At 64.2% G+C, this 17,280-nt stretch carries 13 protein-coding genes; 3 read left to right on the plus strand and 10 right to left on the minus strand.

Translation table 11 applies throughout. The annotated features are described in order from the left end of the window. Nucleotides 1–116 precede the first annotated feature (116 nt). Nucleotides 117–884: an AraC family transcriptional regulator gene (locus AC1DSJ_RS17200; RefSeq protein ID WP_441371848.1), complete on the plus strand. Its 768-nt coding sequence runs from the start codon at nucleotides 117–119 to the stop codon at nucleotides 882–884. Here the strand turns inward: AC1DSJ_RS17200 and AC1DSJ_RS17205 are convergent. From AC1DSJ_RS17205 to AC1DSJ_RS17240, 8 genes are all read right to left on the minus strand, one after another. Then, on the minus strand, nucleotides 881–2,542 hold the full coding sequence (locus AC1DSJ_RS17205; protein WP_441371849.1) for an ABC transporter ATP-binding protein: 1,662 nt from the start codon (nucleotides 2,540–2,542) through the stop codon (nucleotides 881–883). The genes AC1DSJ_RS17200 and AC1DSJ_RS17205 overlap by 4 nt on opposite strands. A gap of 4 nt (nucleotides 2,543–2,546) precedes the next feature. Beyond that, nucleotides 2,547–3,437, minus strand: a complete 891-nt coding sequence (locus tag AC1DSJ_RS17210; protein ID WP_441371850.1) for an ABC transporter permease — start codon at nucleotides 3,435–3,437, stop codon at nucleotides 2,547–2,549. A gap of 25 nt (nucleotides 3,438–3,462) precedes the next feature. Beyond that, a complete protein-coding gene (locus tag AC1DSJ_RS17215; RefSeq protein ID WP_054423042.1) occupies nucleotides 3,463–4,404 on the minus strand; it encodes an ABC transporter permease in 942 nt (313 codons plus the stop codon). 6 nt (nucleotides 4,405–4,410) lie between these two features. Next, on the minus strand, nucleotides 4,411–6,015 hold the full coding sequence (locus AC1DSJ_RS17220; RefSeq protein ID WP_175170229.1) for an ABC transporter substrate-binding protein: 1,605 nt from the start codon (nucleotides 6,013–6,015) through the stop codon (nucleotides 4,411–4,413). A 67-nt stretch (nucleotides 6,016–6,082) separates the two neighbouring features. Then, a complete protein-coding gene (locus AC1DSJ_RS17225; RefSeq protein ID WP_441371851.1) occupies nucleotides 6,083–7,528 on the minus strand; it encodes an amidase in 1,446 nt (481 codons plus the stop codon). 153 nt (nucleotides 7,529–7,681) lie between these two features. Then, entirely contained in the window at nucleotides 7,682–8,155 is a 474-nt protein-coding gene (locus AC1DSJ_RS17230; RefSeq protein WP_175170227.1) for a DUF2269 family protein, read from the minus strand. Beyond that, the gene (locus AC1DSJ_RS17235; protein ID WP_441371923.1) at nucleotides 8,152–9,408 is read right to left on the minus strand and encodes an SDR family oxidoreductase; all 1,257 of its coding nucleotides are present in this window, start codon (nucleotides 9,406–9,408) and stop codon (nucleotides 8,152–8,154) included. The genes AC1DSJ_RS17230 and AC1DSJ_RS17235 overlap by 4 nt, the downstream gene beginning before the upstream one ends. 162 nt (nucleotides 9,409–9,570) lie before the next feature. Next, complete coding sequence (locus AC1DSJ_RS17240) at nucleotides 9,571–10,101, minus strand: GbsR/MarR family transcriptional regulator (protein ID WP_175170225.1); 531 nt, start codon at nucleotides 10,099–10,101, stop codon at nucleotides 9,571–9,573. A gap of 98 nt (nucleotides 10,102–10,199) precedes the next feature. Between AC1DSJ_RS17240 and AC1DSJ_RS17245 the strand changes: the two genes are divergently transcribed. Continuing rightward, entirely contained in the window at nucleotides 10,200–10,736 is a 537-nt protein-coding gene (locus tag AC1DSJ_RS17245; RefSeq protein WP_342067865.1) for a DUF1697 domain-containing protein, read from the plus strand. An 87-nt stretch (nucleotides 10,737–10,823) separates the two neighbouring features. On the opposite strand, the gene metE is transcribed toward AC1DSJ_RS17245, so the two are convergent. Next, nucleotides 10,824–13,118 (minus strand): 5-methyltetrahydropteroyltriglutamate--homocysteine S-methyltransferase, encoded by a 2,295-nt coding sequence (metE, locus tag AC1DSJ_RS17250; RefSeq protein WP_441371852.1) that lies wholly within the window; start codon nucleotides 13,116–13,118, stop codon nucleotides 10,824–10,826. Between the two features lie 235 nt (nucleotides 13,119–13,353). Next, nucleotides 13,354–15,834, minus strand: coding sequence for a mechanosensitive ion channel domain-containing protein (locus AC1DSJ_RS17255; RefSeq protein WP_441371853.1), 2,481 nt, complete (start codon nucleotides 15,832–15,834; stop codon nucleotides 13,354–13,356). Between the two features lie 442 nt (nucleotides 15,835–16,276). Here AC1DSJ_RS17255 and AC1DSJ_RS17260 point away from each other — a divergent pair, with 442 nt between their 5' ends. Next, entirely contained in the window at nucleotides 16,277–17,278 is a 1,002-nt protein-coding gene (locus tag AC1DSJ_RS17260) for a polymorphic toxin type 44 domain-containing protein (protein ID WP_441371854.1), read from the plus strand. The last annotated feature ends 2 nt before the right edge of the window (nucleotides 17,279–17,280 follow it).

Here is a 17,280-nt window from a genome sequence, read left to right on the forward strand (position 1 = left end):
CGCGGCGCGGGCGGCGGGCTTGCGTCAAAGCCGCCGTGCGCGGATACTGGCCAAACGCCTATTTCTTGCCGCCGCCGGGAATCCCGCTGGCGAACATCACGCCCCGCACGCCCCTCATGAAGCGTTCCGTCCCGCTTTCTTCCAAACAGGATCTGATCGCCCAGACTGGCTTCGCCCTGGCGGCCAGCCGCCAGCCGCGCTACGCCTTTCACTGGCACGAGCACGACTGCGCCATGCTGCTGTGGCCGCGCGCAGGCGCGCTGGGTAGCGCTTGGCAAGATGAAGAAGGGGCGCGCCGCCGGTGCCGTCTGGTTCGTGGCCAGGCGCTGCTGCTGCCGTCTCACGTCGAACACAGCACGCGCGCCGAGAGCGTCGCGCAGCAGCACGGCGAACTTTATCTGGCTCCGGAACTGTTGCGCGCTTGTCAGGCTGGGGGCGTCCTGCAGCTGGACGGCGCGGCGCAGGCCATGCTGGATGCGCTGTGGAAACCCGCGTTGTCGGCGTCGGCGCTGCCCATGCTGGTCGAAGCCTTGATCGCCCAGCTTGACGCCAGCCACCGGCAACAAGCCCAAACCCGCGCGTTGCAGGCGCCGTTGCCCTTGGCGCGGCAATGGATGGAGCTGTTGCGCGCCCGGCTGGAAGAGGGCCAACCCTTGCCGGCCATCGCCGAATCCGCCAACGCGCTTGGCGCCACCACTCGCACTTTGCAGCGGGCCTGCCTGGACGCCTATGGCCAATCCCCCATCGCCTTGCGCCGCAAGGTGCTGGCGCAGGCCGCGCGGCAACGGATCGCACTGGGCGAACCGGTTGCGAGAGTCAGCGCCGAATTGGGATTTTCCAGTAGCGGACACTTGGGCAGGCTGCTGCGCGCGGTGGAAACCTAAACCGCCGTGGCGGGCTGGGGGGACGCGTGGCCCGGAATGGATGCGACGAGCTCGCGCGTGTAGTCGCACGACGGCCGCAGGAACACATCCCGCGCCGCGCCAATCTCTACCACCTTGCCCCGCTGCATCACCGCAATGCGATGGCATAGCCGCGCCGCCACACGCAGGTCGTGCGTGATGAACAGGATGCTCACGCCCAGCCGTTCGCGAATCGATTCAAGCAAGTCCAGAATCTGCGCCTGCACCGACACATCCAGGGCCGAGACCGCTTCGTCCGCAATCAGAATTTCCGGTTCCATCATGAGCGCCCGCGCGATCGACAAGCGCTGCCGTTGCCCGCCCGAGAACTCGTGGGGAAAGCGATCCAGCGCACTCGCATCCATGCTGACCAGCGCCAGCATGTCGAGCATGCGGGCATGGACCTGCCTGGGGTCCGCGCCAAAATTCAGCGGGCCTTCGGCCAGCGTGCGGCCCACCTTGCGCCGGGGGTTGAAAGAACGGAACGGGTCCTGGAACACCATCTGCACGCGCTTGCGATAGCTGCGCGCCTCGCGCGCGCCCAGTTTTCCCACGGCGTTGCCGTCAATGTAAATCTCACCCGAGGTCGGCGTGGCGAAGCGGGCCAGGCACCGGCCCAGCGTGGTCTTGCCGGAACCCGATTCGCCCACAATGCCCAACGTTTCGCCGCGCGCCAGTTGCAGCGACACGCCGCCCAGCGCATCGACGCGGCGGCGCTTCGACTTGAACATCGATTTGGTTTCGAAGCGCAGCGTCAGGTCGCGCACTTCCAGCACGGGCGGGTCGGAGGCGGGCAATGCCTGGGCGCGGAAATCTCCGCGGGGGCGCGCGGCCAGCAAGCGCTGCGTGTAGGGGTGCTGGGGGCGTTCCAGCACATCGGCAGCCGCGCCTTGTTCAACGATGCGGCCTGCCTGCATCACGATGACCCGGTCTGCAATTTCGGACACCACGTCGAAATCGTGCGTGATGAACAGCACGCCGTTGTCGTGGCGGCCACGCAGGTCGTTCAGCAATCGCAGCACCTGCGCCTGCGAAGTCACGTCCAGCGCGGTGGTGGGTTCGTCGGCGATGATCAGGCCGGGCTCCATCACGAGCGCCATCGCGATCATCACGCGTTGGCGCTGGCCGCCCGACAACTGATGCGGATACGCATACTGAAGCTTCTCGGGGTGCGGCAGCCGCACGTCGGAGAGCAGGTCCAGCACGCGGCGGGCGACGGCGTCGCGGCTGAGCCCCTTTGCATGGAACTCGAACACCTCTGCAACTTGGTCGCCGACGCGCATGAGCGGGTTCAGCGCCGTCATCGGCTCCTGGAAGATCATGGCCATGCGGTTGCCGCGCAGCTTCTGCAATTCGTCACGTCCGGCGTGCGTGATGTCGCGGCCGGCCAGCAGGATCTGGCCGCTTTCCAGCGTCAGCACGCCCTTGGGCAACAAGCCCATCACGGCGCTGGAGGTCACGGATTTGCCCGAGCCGGATTCGCCCACGATGCAGACGATTTCACGCGCATGGACGGTGAACGATACGTCGTCCACGGCGTAGCGGCGGTCACCGCCACCGGGCAGACGCACCTTCAGGCTGCGAATGTCCAGGATGGGCGAGGCGGACGGCATGGCTTGCGGCCGGGTTGCTGGGTTCATGGCGTCAGCTCTTGGTTTTGCGTGAAAGACGGGGGTCAAGGCGGTCGCGCAGCGCGTCGCCGAACATGTTGGCGGCCAGGATCAGCAGGGCCAGGAACACGCCCGGCACCAGCACAATCCATGGCGCGCGCTGAAAGAACGGGCGGCCTTCGGCAATGATGCTGCCCAGGCTGGGAATCTCGGGCGGAAAGCCCAGCCCAAGAAATCCCAGCACGGCTTCGGTCAGGATGGCCGCGGCGCAGACGAAGGTGGCTTGCACCACCAGCGGGTTGATGGTGCTGGGCAGAATGTGCCGCCACAACACCTTGAGCGCGGGCGTGCCGGAACCGATCGAGGCTTCGACGTAAGGTTCTTCACGCACCGACAACACGACGCTGCGCACCAGCCGCGCCACGCGCGGAATCTCGGGGATAGAAATGGCGATGACCATCGTGACGATGTTGGCGCCGCCAAGCGCCACCATGGCCACCGCCAGCAGCAGGCCCGGAATGGCCATGATGCCGTCCATCAACCGCATGACGGGCGCGTCCAGCCGCCGCACATAGCCCGCAGCCAAGCCGATGACGAGCCCCGCGACAATCGCAATGAGGCTGACCAGCGCCGCCAACGTGATCGACAGGCGGCCGCCATACAGCACGCGCGACAGCAGGTCGCGGCCCAGCGAGTCCGTGCCCAGCCAATACACATCGGACGAGCCCTGAAGCCGTGCGCGCGGCGTCAGTGCGCCGGGGTCATGGGACGCCAGCAGCGGCGCGCCGACGGTGAGCGCCACCAGCAGCAACAGCAACAGCAGCGAGCCGAGCATGACGGGGTCGTGGATGACGGCGCTTGCAGCTAGACGCCAGCGCGAAGGCGGCGGCGCGGCGGGCAGGGCAGAGGCGGGAGAGGTTGACATCAGATAACTCCGGATCGTCCGCGGGTCAGTAGCGGATACGGGGATCAAGCACGACGTAGGCCATGTCGATCAGCAGATTGACGAACACGTAGATGAACGAGAAGAACAGAATGGTTCCCTGCACCACGGGGTAGTCACGGGCCAGCACCGAGTCAACGATCAGCCGGCCCACGCCCGCGATGTTGAAGATGGTCTCGGTGACCACCACGCCGCTGATCAGCGTGGTCAGCGCCACGCCCACGATGGTGACGATGGGAATCGCGGCATTGCGCAACGCATGGCGAAACAGCACAAAGCGTTCGGTGACGCCCTTGGCCCGCGCCGTGCGCACAAAGTCTTCGCCCAGCACATCCAGCAGGCTGGCCCGCGTGATGCGCGTGATCAGCGCCACAAACACCATCGCCAGCGTTACGGTGGGCAGCAGCAGGTGCTGCGCATACCGGCCCACGCCATCGGCAAGCGGCGAATAGCCCTGCACCGGCAGCCAGTTGAGCTTCACCGAGAACACCAGAATCAACAGGTATGCCACGACGAACGCCGGCACAGAAAACGCCAGCACCGCGCCAGCCATGATGCCGCGATCCGCCAGGCCCCGATGCCGCCATGCCGCCAGCACCCCCAACGGTATCGCCGTGGCGATGGTCAGCAGGATGGCCCACGCGGCAAGCGAGAACGTCGGGCCCAGCCGCGCCTTGATGAGCGTGGTGACGGGCTGCTTGGATTGGATCGAATGGCCCAGATCCCCTTGCACCAGCGCGCCCATCCAGCGCAGGTATTGCGTGCCGATGGACTGGTCCAGGCCCATCTCTGTGCGGATCTGCGCGATGGATGCTTCGCTTGCCATGTCGCCCGCAATGACGCGGGCGGGGTCGCCCGGCGCCATGCGCAGCATCAGAAACACCACCGTGGCCACGATGAGCATCACCGGAATCGCCGCCAACAGGCGCTTAAGGATGAGTTCAATCATGGCGTGCTACCAGAACAGCGGGATCTGCGCGTCCGTCATGCGTCCCAGCTTGGCGGCGTTGTAGCCCTTCATCTTGGAGTACGTGCCCAGCGGAATGAAGAACACCTGGTCGTAGTTGAGCTTCTGAATTTGCAGGGCGATGTCCTTTCTGCGGGCCGGGTCGTCCGTTTCCGCAAATTGGTCGCGCAGCTTTTCCATCTGTTCGCTCTTGGACCAGCCGACATAACCCGCCGTGCCGCGCCCATCCAGGTTGGGATTGGTCAGCGGGTTCATCAGGTCCAGGCTGGTGAAACCCGTCTGGAAGATGCTCCAGCCACCTTCTGCCACCGGGTCTTTCTTCGAATAGCGCGACAACAAGGTCGCCCAGTCCATGGACTGGATTTCGACGTTCATGCCGATGGTCTTCAACGCCTGCGCGGTGACGGACGCCAGGCTGGCCAGCACGGGCAGGTCGGTCGGATGCAGAATCACGACCTTGCTGCCGTCGTAACCGCTGTCTTTCAACAGCGCCTTGGCGTGCGCCAGGTCAGGCTCTTTGGTTTGCGTGGCGCCGTCCTCTGACGCGTAGGGCGAATTGCAGCTCAGCACCGCGCCGCACAGCTTGACCATCTTCTCGTCGCCAATCTGCGCGGCAAGATAGTCGCCTTGATACACGGCGGCGAGCACGGCGCGGCGCACCTTCACGTTGTCAAAGGGCGGTTGCAGCCAGTTCATGCGCATCGTGAAGATGTTCGTGCTGTCGCCATAGGACTTCAGCGCCACGCCCTTCGCGTCCGCCAGCTGCGGCAGAAGATCGGGCGGCACGTCTTCAACAAAGTCGATCTCGCCGCGGCGCAGCGCGTTGACGGCGGTCTGCGAGTCAGAGATGTTGACCAGTTCCAGCCGGTCAACGACGGCGACCTTGGCGCCGGCGAATCCGCTTGCCGGTTCCTTGCGCGGCACATAGTCCGTGAACTTCACGTAGGTGGCTTTCACGCCGGGCTGGAAGTCCGCCGCCACGAACTTGTACGGGCCCGAACCGATCACTTCGGTGATCGTCTGCGAGACCGGCACGGACGCGATGCGCTTGGGCATGATGAACGGCACGGGCGACGCGGGCTTGGCCAAGGCGTCGATCAGCATGCCGAACGGCTGCTTGAGGTGGAACACGATGGTCGTGGCATCGGGGCTTTCCAGGCTGCGGGTGGCGGCCATCAGGCGCAGGCCCAGCACATCGCGTTCGGCCCAGCGCTTGAGCGAGGCCACGACGTCTTCACCCGTGACCGGCGAGCCATCATGGAACTTCAGGTTTGGGCGCAACGTCAGCGTGACGGTCAGCCGGTCGGGGCTTTCCTGCCAGCTTTCCACCATTTCCGGCTGCGGCTTGCCATTGGCGTCCAGCGCGAACAGCGTGTCGAACACCATGTAGCCGTGGTTGCGGGTGATGTAGGCGTTGGTCAGGATGGGGTCGATCACGCGCAAGGGCGCCTGCATGACGATCTTGGCGGTCGTTTCGGCGTGCAGCGTGCTGATGGGCGCAAGCGTTGCCGTCAGTGCGGCGGCGCAAAACAAGGCGGGGGCAAACGCGGCGGGCGCGCGGACGCGTCCCAGGCCGGGATTCAATTTTTTCATACCGATACCTTCAAGGTGAGGGTGAATCAGGCGAAACGGGGCAAGGCTCGGCGGCGAGCCTTGCCGATCAGCCGAACTGCGGTCTGCGTGCGGCCCACGGGGCCAGGCGCTCAAGCTGCGCCGAGAGTTCAAGCACGATGTCTTCACGCCCGAAATGGCCGATCAACTGCGTGGCGACGGGCAAGCCGTTGGCCGTCCACGACAGCGGCAGGCTGGCGGCGGGCAATCCCGCGCCATTGATGACGGGAAGAAAGGTGGAATACGTTGCTGCACGCGCCCGGTAATCGCGAAAACCCAGACCGTCGGACGTGTTCAATGCCAGGTAGTCGAGCTTGCAGGGAAGCTGCGCCAGCGTCGGCGTCAGCAGCACATCCACGTCAGCCATCGCCGCGGCAAACGCGCGCCCCACGGCATGCAGGCGTGATACCGCGTCGATGTACGCCACGGCGTCGAGCCCCTTGCCGACGTGATAGCCGTCGAGAATGACGGATTCAAGGTCGCCATCGCGCAACGCGCGGCCAAGCAGCTTCAGGCGCGCGTCCACGGCCACGACGATGTTGCTGGCCAGGATGCTGCCGTGCGCATGGACGAAGCCGTCGTAGTCGATGACGGGCAAGGGCGCTTCGAACACCTTGTGCCCCAGGCGCTCAAGCAGCGTTGCGGTATGCGTGACGGCGGCGTCGCACTCCGGCGAAATCGTGATGCCATTCCAGCCGTTGCGCAGGATGCCCACGCGCAGCGGCCGAACGGCTTGTTCGCGTACCGCATCGATGAACGAACGCGGCTTGGGCGGCGAGCCATACGGCGCGCCGGGCTCGTAGGCGTCGATGCTATCCAGCGCTGCGGCCGTGTCGCGCACGGAAATGCTTAGCACGCCATCTGTCGACATGCCGGCCCATCCTTCGCCGCGCATTGGCCCCATCGGCACGCGGCCCCGCGAGGCCTTCAAGCCGAACACGCCGCAGCAGGCGGCCGGAATGCGGATGGAGCCGCCGCCGTCGCTGCCGTGCGCCACCGGTACGATGCGCGCCGCCACGGCCGCTGCCGCGCCACCGCTGGAGCCACCCGCCGAGCGTGTGCGGTCCCAAGGGTTCAACGTGGCGCTGCCGTTGCGCACGGCCTCGGTAGTGCCGGCCATGCAGAGTTCCGGCACGGTCGTGCGCGCAAACGGGATGAAGCCCGCCGCTTCGAATCGGTTGGCGACGGTGGCGGAGTACGAGTAGGTGGTGTCGTTGAACAACGCCGAGCCGATGCTGGACGGAAACCGCTGGTGGGCGAAGCCGGAGTCCTTCAGCAGAAAGGGAATGCCGCGAAACGGGCCGCGTGGAGTCCAGTCGGCCGCGATGCGGCGCGATTCGTCGTAGCGCGGGTAGGTGATGGCGTTAAGCGTGGGATTGCGCGCTTCGGCCAGTGCGATGGCGCAATCCATGAGCTCGGCGGACGTGGCCTCGCCGCGCTCGAGCAAGTCGGCCAGCGCAAGGCCGTCCAGGCGCTCGTAGTCGGTGGTTTGCATGTTTCCCCTTGTATTTGCTGCCTGTGTCGTTCACGGCAGATGCAAAGTCTAGGGATGCATGTGGCAGGGGCCAAACCCGGATGCGACAGTGCGCCCGTCCCAAATGCGACATGCCCAAGGACGTTGGGGAAAACTCGGGGGGCCTTTCGAAACCTACAGCGCGGGCTTGAACACCATCAGGAAATACACGGCCACCATCGCCAGAAACGCCGGGTAGCCCAGGCCTTCCCACCACCGCGCAAAGCGCCAGTAGCGTGCGGGCAGCGCCGTATCGCCGGCCGTGTGCGCAGCGCCCGCCATCTTGGCCATTTCGTATTGCAGCCACACCACCGGCAGCCAGCACACGCCCGCCAGCAGATACAGCGCAATCGAGGCCAAGATCCACGGCGTGTTCCATTGCCAGCCGGCCGCATGCGCCAGCCACAACCCCGACAAGGGCTGGATGACGACGGCGGGCGTGGTGAACCACAGGTCGGCGCGCACCACCAGTTTCGACACCGCGCTGATTGCCGGGATGTTGCCGGTGCGGTTGGCGAAGAACAGATAGAACGCCGTGCCAAAGCCCGTGCCCACGAGCAGCACCGACGAGAGAATGTGCAGGGTCTTGATGGTCAGGTACGGGTTCATGGCTTGGGTTCCTCGGTAAGCAGAATGAAGAGCAGCGCGACGACGGCGGCGTTTTTCAGGACCGGGCCGAACGGGTGCAACAGGAATTCGGGCAAGGCGACGGCGATCACGGCCGTGTACCCCAGCACCAGCGCCAGCTGCGCGGCCCACAGGCGCCGGCCGGGCCACCAGAGCGTGGCCACGCCGAAGGCGAAGTCCAACCCGGCCGCCAGATACAACGCCGCCACCGCCGCGCCGCCATGCAGGCCGACCGGTTCCAGCAGCTTCACGCTGCCCGCAACGGGATAGAGCCAGACGCTGCATATCGCCGTCCAAAACCAGATCAGCGCCAGCGCACCGCGCAGCAGGCCAGGGCGCCACGCCGCCAGCGCCTGGTGGCGCAGCGCCAGCGCATCGGCAGGCGCGATGAAGGATTCAATGCCGGCGGGCGGGCGGCCCAATGCGTGAGTGGTGGTGGCGGCGTCGGCGGTGTTGCCGGCGCGCAGCATTCGCCAGGTGTCGCGCGTCAGCAAAGAGCCGGGAAGCCGGTTCAGCAACACCGCGCCGGTTGACACCAGCCAGGCTGGCACGGGCACCTGCGATGCGGGCGCGAACCCCATGGATGCCCGGTACGCCGCCAGCATCTGGCGAAACGCCACCTCGGTGCCGCCGACCAAGTCGAGCACGGCAGGGCCATCAGCATCGCCACGCAGCAAGCGGACGACGATCTCGGCCAGTTCATTCACATGGATTGGACGGAGCCGCTGGTGACCGCCGCCGGGCAGAAGATGCACAGGCACTGTTGACAGCGCCCGGAAGAATCGCGCCGATGCGCCGTCTACGCCATACACCAGCGCCGGCCGCAGGATGTGGTGCGCGATGGGCAGCGACTGCAAATAATCGTCGGCGGCGCGCTTGCTTTGGAAGTAGGGCGTATCGCCATGCTCGGCGCCCAGCGCCGACAGTTGCACGATGTGCCGGACGCCCGCGCGCTGGGCGGCATCGAACAAGGCAATGGGCGCGCGCTGGTGGACGTTGTCAAACGTGGCGTGGGCGCTTTCAATCAGGATGCCAACGGCGTTGATGACCACATGAATGCCGCGCAGCCGATCCGTCCAGGCGGCCGGGTCGGTGTCCGCCATGTAGTCGATGGCGATCTCGTCCGGCCCGGTTGGCACGCGCACGCCTTTCAGCACGCGGTGGCCGTCGCGCGCCAACGCCTCGCATAGGGCACGTCCTACAAAACCGTGGGCGCCGCAAACCAGGATGTTCATGCCGTTGCCTTGTTGGAGTAAGCCGTTCATGGCGGTTATGAATGCAGGTGAAGAATGCAGGTGAAGAATGCGGATTTAAAGATTCTTCGGTTTCTGCAATTTCTGTACAGACAGAAATAGCAGATCAAAAAAAGGGCGCGGCTTTTCACGCGCCCTGGGTGGCTACGCCTTGCCGCGCCGCATGGTCTTGCTGATTTTCGCGCCCATGCCCAGCGTCTTCATCAAGGTTTCGGGTTTCATACGCAGCATCTCGTCCGACCACGTCGTCAGGATTTCCAGGAATTCCAGCGTCTCGCGCACGCGTTGCTCGGTGGCGCGGCTTTCGTTTTCGATTTCGGGGCTGGCCAGGCTATCGCGCAGCATGGTCAGCGTGGGGTCGATCTCGCGTTGCCGGCGGCCTTCGACGATGAGCTTGAACAGCTCCCAGATATCGGTCGACGTTTCAAAGTGGTCGCGCCGGTCTTCCATTACATGCACCACGCGCGCCAGCCGCCACGCCTGCAACTCCTTCAGGCTGTTGCTGACGTTCGAGCGCGCAACGCCCAGCGTGTCGGCAATTTCTTCAGCGGGAACGGGGCGGCCCAGCAGATAGAGCAGGGCGTGGATCTGGGCGACCGTGCGGTTCACGCCCCAGCGCGAACCCATTTCGCCCCAGTGCAGGATGAATCGTTCGGCGATGGGTGTGAGTGTCATGGAAGCCACTGTAGGAGGTTTCTGTTATTTCTGTCAAGACAGAAATAACAGAAACCAACTATGCTGCCCGGCATCGCAATTTGCCCAGATGCCGGACCATGAAGACAACGATCATTCTGTTGCGCGGCGTGATGCCAACGGGAAAGAACAAGGTGCTGATGGCGCCGCTGCGTGCGGCGCTGGAAGCGGCAGGCTTGCACAATGTGCGCACATACATCCAAAGCGGCAACGTCATTGCGTCCACCAAGCTGGGTCAGGCGTCCGTTGAAGACCTGGTGCATCGCGTCATCCACGAGCAGTTTGGCGGCGATATCAAGGTCTTGGCCCGGCCGCCGTCCCATTTGATCGATGCGCTGGAAAACAACCCGTTCAAGGGGGAAGACCCCGCCAAGCTGTACTTCACGCTGCTTGCCTCCCAACCGGAAGGCGCCATGCTGTCGTCGTTCCACGGGCTGAGCCACGCGCCGGATCAGGTGCAAGTGGTGGGGGACATGGCCTATGTGTTGTGCGCCACGAAATACAGCGATCTGAAGGCCAACAACAATTTCATCGAACGAAAGCTGAAGGTGGCCGCCACCACGCGCAACTTCAACACGATGTCGAAGCTGATTGCGCTAAGCGCGGCTGGCGAATAAGCCCGCGGGATAAGTGCGGATGCACAAAAAAACCCCCAAGGCCGCAAAGCCTCGGGGTTTTTCACGTCTGCAAAGCCGCGTGTGCGATCAGTTCGCTGCGGCGCGCAGCGCCTTGGCCGCCTGCACCATGTTCGTCAGCGCCGGCAGCACTTCGCTCCATTGGCGGGTCTTCAGGCCGCAGTCGGGGTTCACCCACAGGCGTTCCGGCGGCACGCGTTCGGCCGCCAGCTTCATCAGCTTCACCATGTATTCCTCGTTCGGAATGTTCGGCGAATGGATGTCATACACGCCCGGGCCGATTTCGTTGGGGTACTCGAAGCTCTTGAACGCGTCCAGCAGTTCCATGTCCGAACGGCTGGTTTCGATGGTGATCACGTCCGCATCCATGTCGGCAATCGACTTGATGATGTCGTTGAACTCCGAATAGCACATGTGGGTGTGGATCTGCGTGTCGTCCGTCACGCCGTTGGCGGTGATGCGGAACGATTCCACGGCCCAGTCCAGGTATTCCTGCCATTGCGCCTTGCGCAGCGGCAAGCCTTCGCGCAGGGCGGCTTCGTCGATCTGGATCACGTTGATGCCGGCCTTTTCCAAGTCCAGCACTTCTTCGCGGATGGCCAGCGCCAGCTGGTAGCACGACACCGAACGCGGCTGATCGTCGCGCACGAACGACCAGTTCAGGATGGTGACGGGGCCGGTCAGCATGCCCTTCATGGGCTTCGTGGTCAGCGATTGCGCGTACTTGATCCACTCAACCGTCATGGCCTTCGGACGGCTGATGTCGCCAAACAGAATCGGCGGCTTCACGCAGCGCGAGCCATACGATTGCACCCAGCCGAACTGGCTGAAGGCGTAGCCTTCGAGCTGCTCGCCGAAGTATTCGACCATGTCGTTGCGCTCGGCTTCGCCGTGCACGAACACGTCCAAGTCCAGCGCTTCCTGTTCCTTCACGCAGCGGGCAATTTCAGCCTGCATGGCGGTCTTGTAGGCGGCGGCGTCCAGGCGGCCTGCCTTGAATTCGCTGCGAGCGTGGCGAATTTCAGCGGTCTGCGGGAACGAGCCGATGGTGGTGGTGGGGAACGCCGGCAGCTTCAGCAGTTCGGCTTGCTTGGCGGCGCGTACTTCGTAGGGGTTCTTGCGCTGGCCCAGCTTGGCGTCCAGTTTGGCAATGGCGGCCTTGACCGCAGGATTGTTCACGCGCGGCGAGTTGCGGCGCGCGTCAACGGCGGCGGCATTGGCGGCCAGTTCGGCGCGCACGGCGTCGCGGCCTTGGTTCAATGCGGTGGCCAGCACCGACAGTTCGGCGAGCTTCTGCTTGGCGTACGACAGCCACGACTTGATCTCGCCATCCAGCTTTTGTTCGCTGTCCAGATCCACCGGCACATGCAGCAGCGAGCACGACGGTGCGACCCACAGGCGGTCGCCCAGTTGCTTGGCAACCGGTTCCAGCCAGTTCAGCACGGCGGTCAGGTCGGTCTTCCAGATGTTGCGGCCGTTGATCACGCCCAGCGACACCACGCTTTGCGCGGGCAGGGCGCGGATCAGCGCATCGACTTCGTCGCGGGCATTGATGGCGTCCAGGTGCACGCCTTGCACCGGCAGGCTGGCAACTAGCGGCAAGTTGCTTTGCAGCTGGCCGAAGTAGGTGGCCAGCAGCAGCTTGACCTTGCCCGTGTTCAGCGCCTGATAGGCCTTCTTGAACGCGGCGTCCCAGCCGGCTTCCAGTTCCGTCACCAGGATGGGCTCGTCGATTTGCACCCACTCGACGCCTTCCTCGGCCAGCTTGGCCAGCAGTTCCACGTACACCGGCAGCAGGCGATCCAGCAGCGCCAGCTTGTCGGAATCATCCTTGGCCTTGCCCAAGGCAAGATAGGTCACCGGGCCGATGATGACGGGCTTGGCTTTCACGCCTTGCGCGCGGGCTTCGGCCAGTTGCTCCAGCAGGCGCGAGGCGTCCAGATTGAACGCGGTATCCGCCTTGAATTCCGGGACGATGTAGTGGTAGTTGGTGTCGAACCACTTGGTCATTTCGCCTGCGGCAACGCCGCCGCAGCAGCCGGCGTGCGCTTCGGCGCCTTGCGCCGAACGGCCACGGGCCACGCGGAAATAGTTGTCCAGCACGTCGCCATGGAAGCCTTGGACGCGGCTGGGCAGGTTGCCCAGCGTGAAGCTCATGTCCAGCACCTGGTCATAAAAGGCGAAGTCGCCCACCGGCGCCAGATCCAGCGCCGACTGCAGCGCCCAGTTGATCTTGCGCTGCTCAGCGCCCACGGCCTTGAGCTCGTCGCGGCTTGAAAGCCCCTTCCAATACGATTCAAGGGCGAACTTCAATTCGCGCTTTGCGCCGATACGGGGGAAACCCAGATTATGAAAACGTGCCACGACGACCCTCCTGTCGATTGATAGAGTGCTGCCATCGTAGGATGCTTGATCTATGAATAAAAATGGTATTAATTCATAAATCAATGAATTATGCGCATGTGTGAGTGGACGCAAGCGGCGTCGCCTGACCGCTTTTCCTGAGCGTGCGTGAAGCCGATGTGCGAATCGGCTGGCGGCGCGCGTTGTGCAGATGGCGCTCGCCCATCGGAATGAGCGGTAGCGCCATCTGGGCGGCTTAGGTCCGCGCCGGGTCTGCCTCTGCCTCTTCGCGCGCCTCGAGCTCGTTGCCCAGCACCTCGGAAGAATCGTCGTTGCTGGCTTCCGGTTTCAGGCGGCGGCGCGTGTGGCCCGCAGCGCGGGCGTCCTCGCCTTCGTCGGGGCTGTCGGGCTGCAAGGTCACGTTGGCGGGCGGCGCGTAACCCCGCTTGTCTTGCCCGAAATACACCACCGTGTGCGGGTACGGCAGCTCGATGCCGGCGGCGTCGAAGTGCTTCTTCAACAGCCGGTTGTAGCCGCGCTGCACGGCCCATTGCATGCCGGGCGTGGTCTTGATCAGGATGCGGATGGTCACGCCCTTGTCGTTGACAGCCGTGACGCCGGCCACCGTCATCTCTTCCAGGATTTCAGGCCCCAGCACCGAGTCGGTCATCAGCTCGGCAAACGCCGCGCGCAGATGCTCGATGGCGTCGTCCACGCTTTCGCGATGTGCGATGGTGTATTCACCCAAGTGATACGAGAAATCGCGCATGTGGTTGGCCACCACATCCACCGACGAGAACGGCACCAGGTGATACCCGCCGTCCAGCGTGCGGATGCCTACCGAGCGGATGGTCATCTTTTCCACGGTGCCGAACACGCCCGCGACTTGCACCACGTCGTTTTCGTTCATGCCGTTTTCAAGCTGGATGAAGACACCGGTGATGATGTCCTGCACCAGCTTCTGCGCGCCAAAACCAATGGCCAAGCCCACCACCCCCGCGCCTGCAATCAGTGGCCCGACGTCGATGCCGATCTGCGACAGCAGCACCATCAACGTCATCGTCACAATGACGATCAGCGCGGCGTTGCGAAACAGCGCCAGCAGCGTGCGCTCGCGCGCGGTGGGCATGCCGCGCCCCTCGCTCTGGCTCAGGCGGTGCTCGATGACGCTGGCGATGACCGTCCAGGCCAGCGCCGCGATCAACAATACGATGGCGATGTTCACCACCATCCTGATGGCCGCGCCGCCCGCATCCGAGGCCAGCCAGCGCGACAAGTCGAACGCATGCCACGCATCCAGAATCAGCAGCACAACCACAATGCGGATGATCCAGCCGACCACTTTCAGAATGGCCGGCACGTAGGCGTTGACGCGCGCCTCCAGCAGCGGCAGGCGCCGCCGCAGGTCATCCGACAAACGGATAGGCTTGGACAGCACGGTGTTCAGCAGCAGAATCAACAAGCTGCCCACGCCGATGACCAGCAGCGTTTGCGCCGTCGCACGCGCCATGAAGGGCAGCGCGTTCAGCGGGTCGATCTGGCTGACGATGAGCAGGATGGTGAAGTAGCCAATGCCCAGCACGTGCCAGATGCGCGACAGAAAGTGCAGCCGCGACCCCAGGAACGTGGCCGCCGTGGCGGCGTGGCGGTTCATACGATCGCGCACCGCATGGCGGTTCTGCCAGATGACGCGCACGGCGTACACGTACACCGCCAGCATGATGACCATGCTGGCCAGCCGCCCCAGCGCGGGCGACAGCGCGGCGGACATGACGGGGTCGATCAGCAGCGTGCCGTAACCGGCCGCCGCAACCACGCGAACCAGCCACGCATTCCAGTACTTGGCCAGTTCATCGGACATGGGCAACAGGCGCAGATGCGGATGGCGCACGGCGAACACCGTGCGGATCAGCACCTTCACGATTTCCACCGCCACGAAGGCTTGCAGGAACACGGCGGCCAGCGAGTCGAGCGTGCCGCGTCCGGGCGTGCTCCACAACGCGGCCGCGCCGCCCGCCATGGCAGCCAGCAGCACGACGCCCGCATCGATAGCCACCGCGCCGATGATGGCGCCCGCGCGCCGCGCCAGCACGCGCATGGAGGCGGGTGAGCGGCGCTTGGACGATGGGCGTGGCGCAGCCGTCGTCATGATCGGGGGCACGGACGCGGGCGCAAGCACGGGCGTGGCCGCAGGGTCTGGCATCGCTCCAGGCGCGCGAGCATCCGACGCCGCTTCAGTCTCGCAACCATGCTCGGCCACCCAGCGGTCAATGCGCGTGTAGATGCGCATCGCGATCATGCGCAGCAGGATGAAGGCGATGATTGTGGCGACGGCGGCCAGCAACAAGGGCATCAGCGCGCGGCTTGCGGTGCCGCTGTCCATGCGCAAGCTGCGTCCTGATGCCAGCGCGCTCATGTCGTCCACGCCCTGGCCCATGTCCGAGGCCACACCGGTCAGAAAGCGCTGCACGCCATCCGCCATGCGTTCCTGTAGCCCGGGCGCTTCTGCTTTCTTGGGCGGCTCGGCCGCAGCGGCAGCGCGGGAAGACGCGGGCTTGGCCCCAGATGCCTGCGCCCGCAATTCATCGACCAGCGCCTTGCGCGCCTCGGGGTTCTCCAGCAGATCCGCCAACGCGGCGGGCGTCAGCGCAGTCGCTGCCGCGGCAGGCTGCTGCGGCGCCAACGGATTCGCCGCCACGGCTTGCGCCTGCCACACGACCGACAAGCAACTTAGCATCACCGCCAGCAACAAGGCCGCCAGCCAGGGCCTTTCCCGTCGTCGCCGCCAAAAATGGGCGGCATGGTGCAGGGGCGGGAAGGAATGGGATGCTGTCGTTGCGGATCGAACCACTAATAAATCTCCTCTACGATCAAGGCAAAAACGCGGCGCTGGAGCACGGCCGCAGAGTCGCTACGGGGTTGATGATAAAGCCTTGTGATGCTGGCAGCCGGTTCAGGCGGGGCGTTGCTCGAGTCTTCAAGGACGATGCTGGGCTGCATATTGAAGTGAGAATTTGCAGTCTGAAATATTGATAGCCATCTGTGAAATTGGTTTGAAGCGGCGTCAACGTGCGGGTTTGCGCCGCTGGGTTTGGTAATCGTCTGATTCTTGGTGGTGGGATCAGCGGGACATCTGTTTCCCTAAGTAGACTCGGCACGACCTCACATCAGGAGCGAACATGGCCGGCCTTCCTATTGTTCGGATGGGCGACAGCACCACCCATGGCGGAACCGTTTTGCAGGGCGTTGACCAATACACCATTGACGGCCGGCTTGCGGCGGGTCTGGGTCATCTGGTGAGCTGCCCCAAGTGTGAGGGGACGTTCCCGATCGTGCAGGGCGTGGCTGCCTTCACTGTCGATGGCGTTGCGCTGGCGGTTGAGGGGATGCGAACGTCATGTGGCGCGGAGCTGATTGCCAGCCAAGGCATCGCGTTCTTGGAACCCGGTCCAGGAGAGTTTGCGAGTCAACCGCTATGGAACCCTACGCGACATACGCCATGCAATCACCCCGATACCGTGCTCGGCATCGCCGAATACATGGCCCGTGAGATGAAAACAAATCCGTTCTCGATTCGCGGGCGTGAGATCTATGACGCAAACCACTACGATCTGGCCGCCCACGTTCAGCAGCGCGAAGCGCTTCCCTGGTATGCAAGAGCGACGGCGGGAAAGAGCTATTCCGAGGCAGTGGTCGAGCGCAAGCTTGCCGCCTATGCGTTGTGGGCGGATATCGTCGGGCCGGGTCAGCCTTGGGACCATAAGCCCTTCTTGCGCGCCAATTTGGTATCGAAGGGAATTTTTAATAGGGGATGGCTGAAGTATCGAGACAGCGAGTATTTTTTTGATATTTGGTCCAATATCCACTACGGCTACGTTGGCGTAGCGCTTGGCTTCTCTGCGACCGAACTCATCCACGGAGCAGGGCTGGCACAGGCGCTGGACGATTACCTTAAAGATAGGCCGCAGCAGCATCACCCAGAGCACGGGGCGTGGCCGGCAAGTGCGGACGATGTGCCTGACCATATTTCGATCACACTCGGAACGTCCTTGTACGACGAGGTTAAGCCCCACGAATTGACAGTCGATGTGCTGCTGGAAAAGATTGAGGCCGTGGCGCTTCCATGGGGAGCGGGAAAGAATCAAGCGAAAAGGCGGCATCGCTGCGAATTCGAGGACTGATA

The organism is Achromobacter sp. 01N37 (assembly GCF_056399725.1).

What these genes read in the sequence shown, in the direction of transcription:
- AC1DSJ_RS17200 (WP_441371848.1), top strand. Translation starts at nt 117, where the DNA reads ATGAAGCGTTCCGTCCCGCTTTCTTCCAAACAGGATCTGATCGCCCAG.
- AC1DSJ_RS17205 (WP_441371849.1), bottom strand. Translation starts at nt 2,542, where the DNA reads ATGAACCCAGCAACCCGGCCGCAAGCCATGCCGTCCGCCTCGCCCATC.
- AC1DSJ_RS17210 (WP_441371850.1), bottom strand. Translation starts at nt 3,437, where the DNA reads ATGTCAACCTCTCCCGCCTCTGCCCTGCCCGCCGCGCCGCCGCCTTCG.
- AC1DSJ_RS17215 (WP_054423042.1), bottom strand. Translation starts at nt 4,404, where the DNA reads ATGATTGAACTCATCCTTAAGCGCCTGTTGGCGGCGATTCCGGTGATG.
- AC1DSJ_RS17220 (WP_175170229.1), bottom strand. Translation starts at nt 6,015, where the DNA reads ATGAAAAAATTGAATCCCGGCCTGGGACGCGTCCGCGCGCCCGCCGCG.
- AC1DSJ_RS17225 (WP_441371851.1), bottom strand. Translation starts at nt 7,528, where the DNA reads ATGCAAACCACCGACTACGAGCGCCTGGACGGCCTTGCGCTGGCCGAC.
- AC1DSJ_RS17230 (WP_175170227.1), bottom strand. Translation starts at nt 8,155, where the DNA reads ATGAACCCGTACCTGACCATCAAGACCCTGCACATTCTCTCGTCGGTG.
- AC1DSJ_RS17235 (WP_441371923.1), bottom strand. Translation starts at nt 9,408, where the DNA reads ATGAACATCCTGGTTTGCGGCGCCCACGGTTTTGTAGGACGTGCCCTA.
- AC1DSJ_RS17240 (WP_175170225.1), bottom strand. Translation starts at nt 10,101, where the DNA reads ATGACACTCACACCCATCGCCGAACGATTCATCCTGCACTGGGGCGAA.
- AC1DSJ_RS17245 (WP_342067865.1), top strand. Translation starts at nt 10,200, where the DNA reads ATGAAGACAACGATCATTCTGTTGCGCGGCGTGATGCCAACGGGAAAG.
- AC1DSJ_RS17255 (WP_441371853.1), bottom strand. Translation starts at nt 15,834, where the DNA reads ATGCTAAGTTGCTTGTCGGTCGTGTGGCAGGCGCAAGCCGTGGCGGCG.
- AC1DSJ_RS17260 (WP_441371854.1), top strand. Translation starts at nt 16,277, where the DNA reads ATGGCCGGCCTTCCTATTGTTCGGATGGGCGACAGCACCACCCATGGC.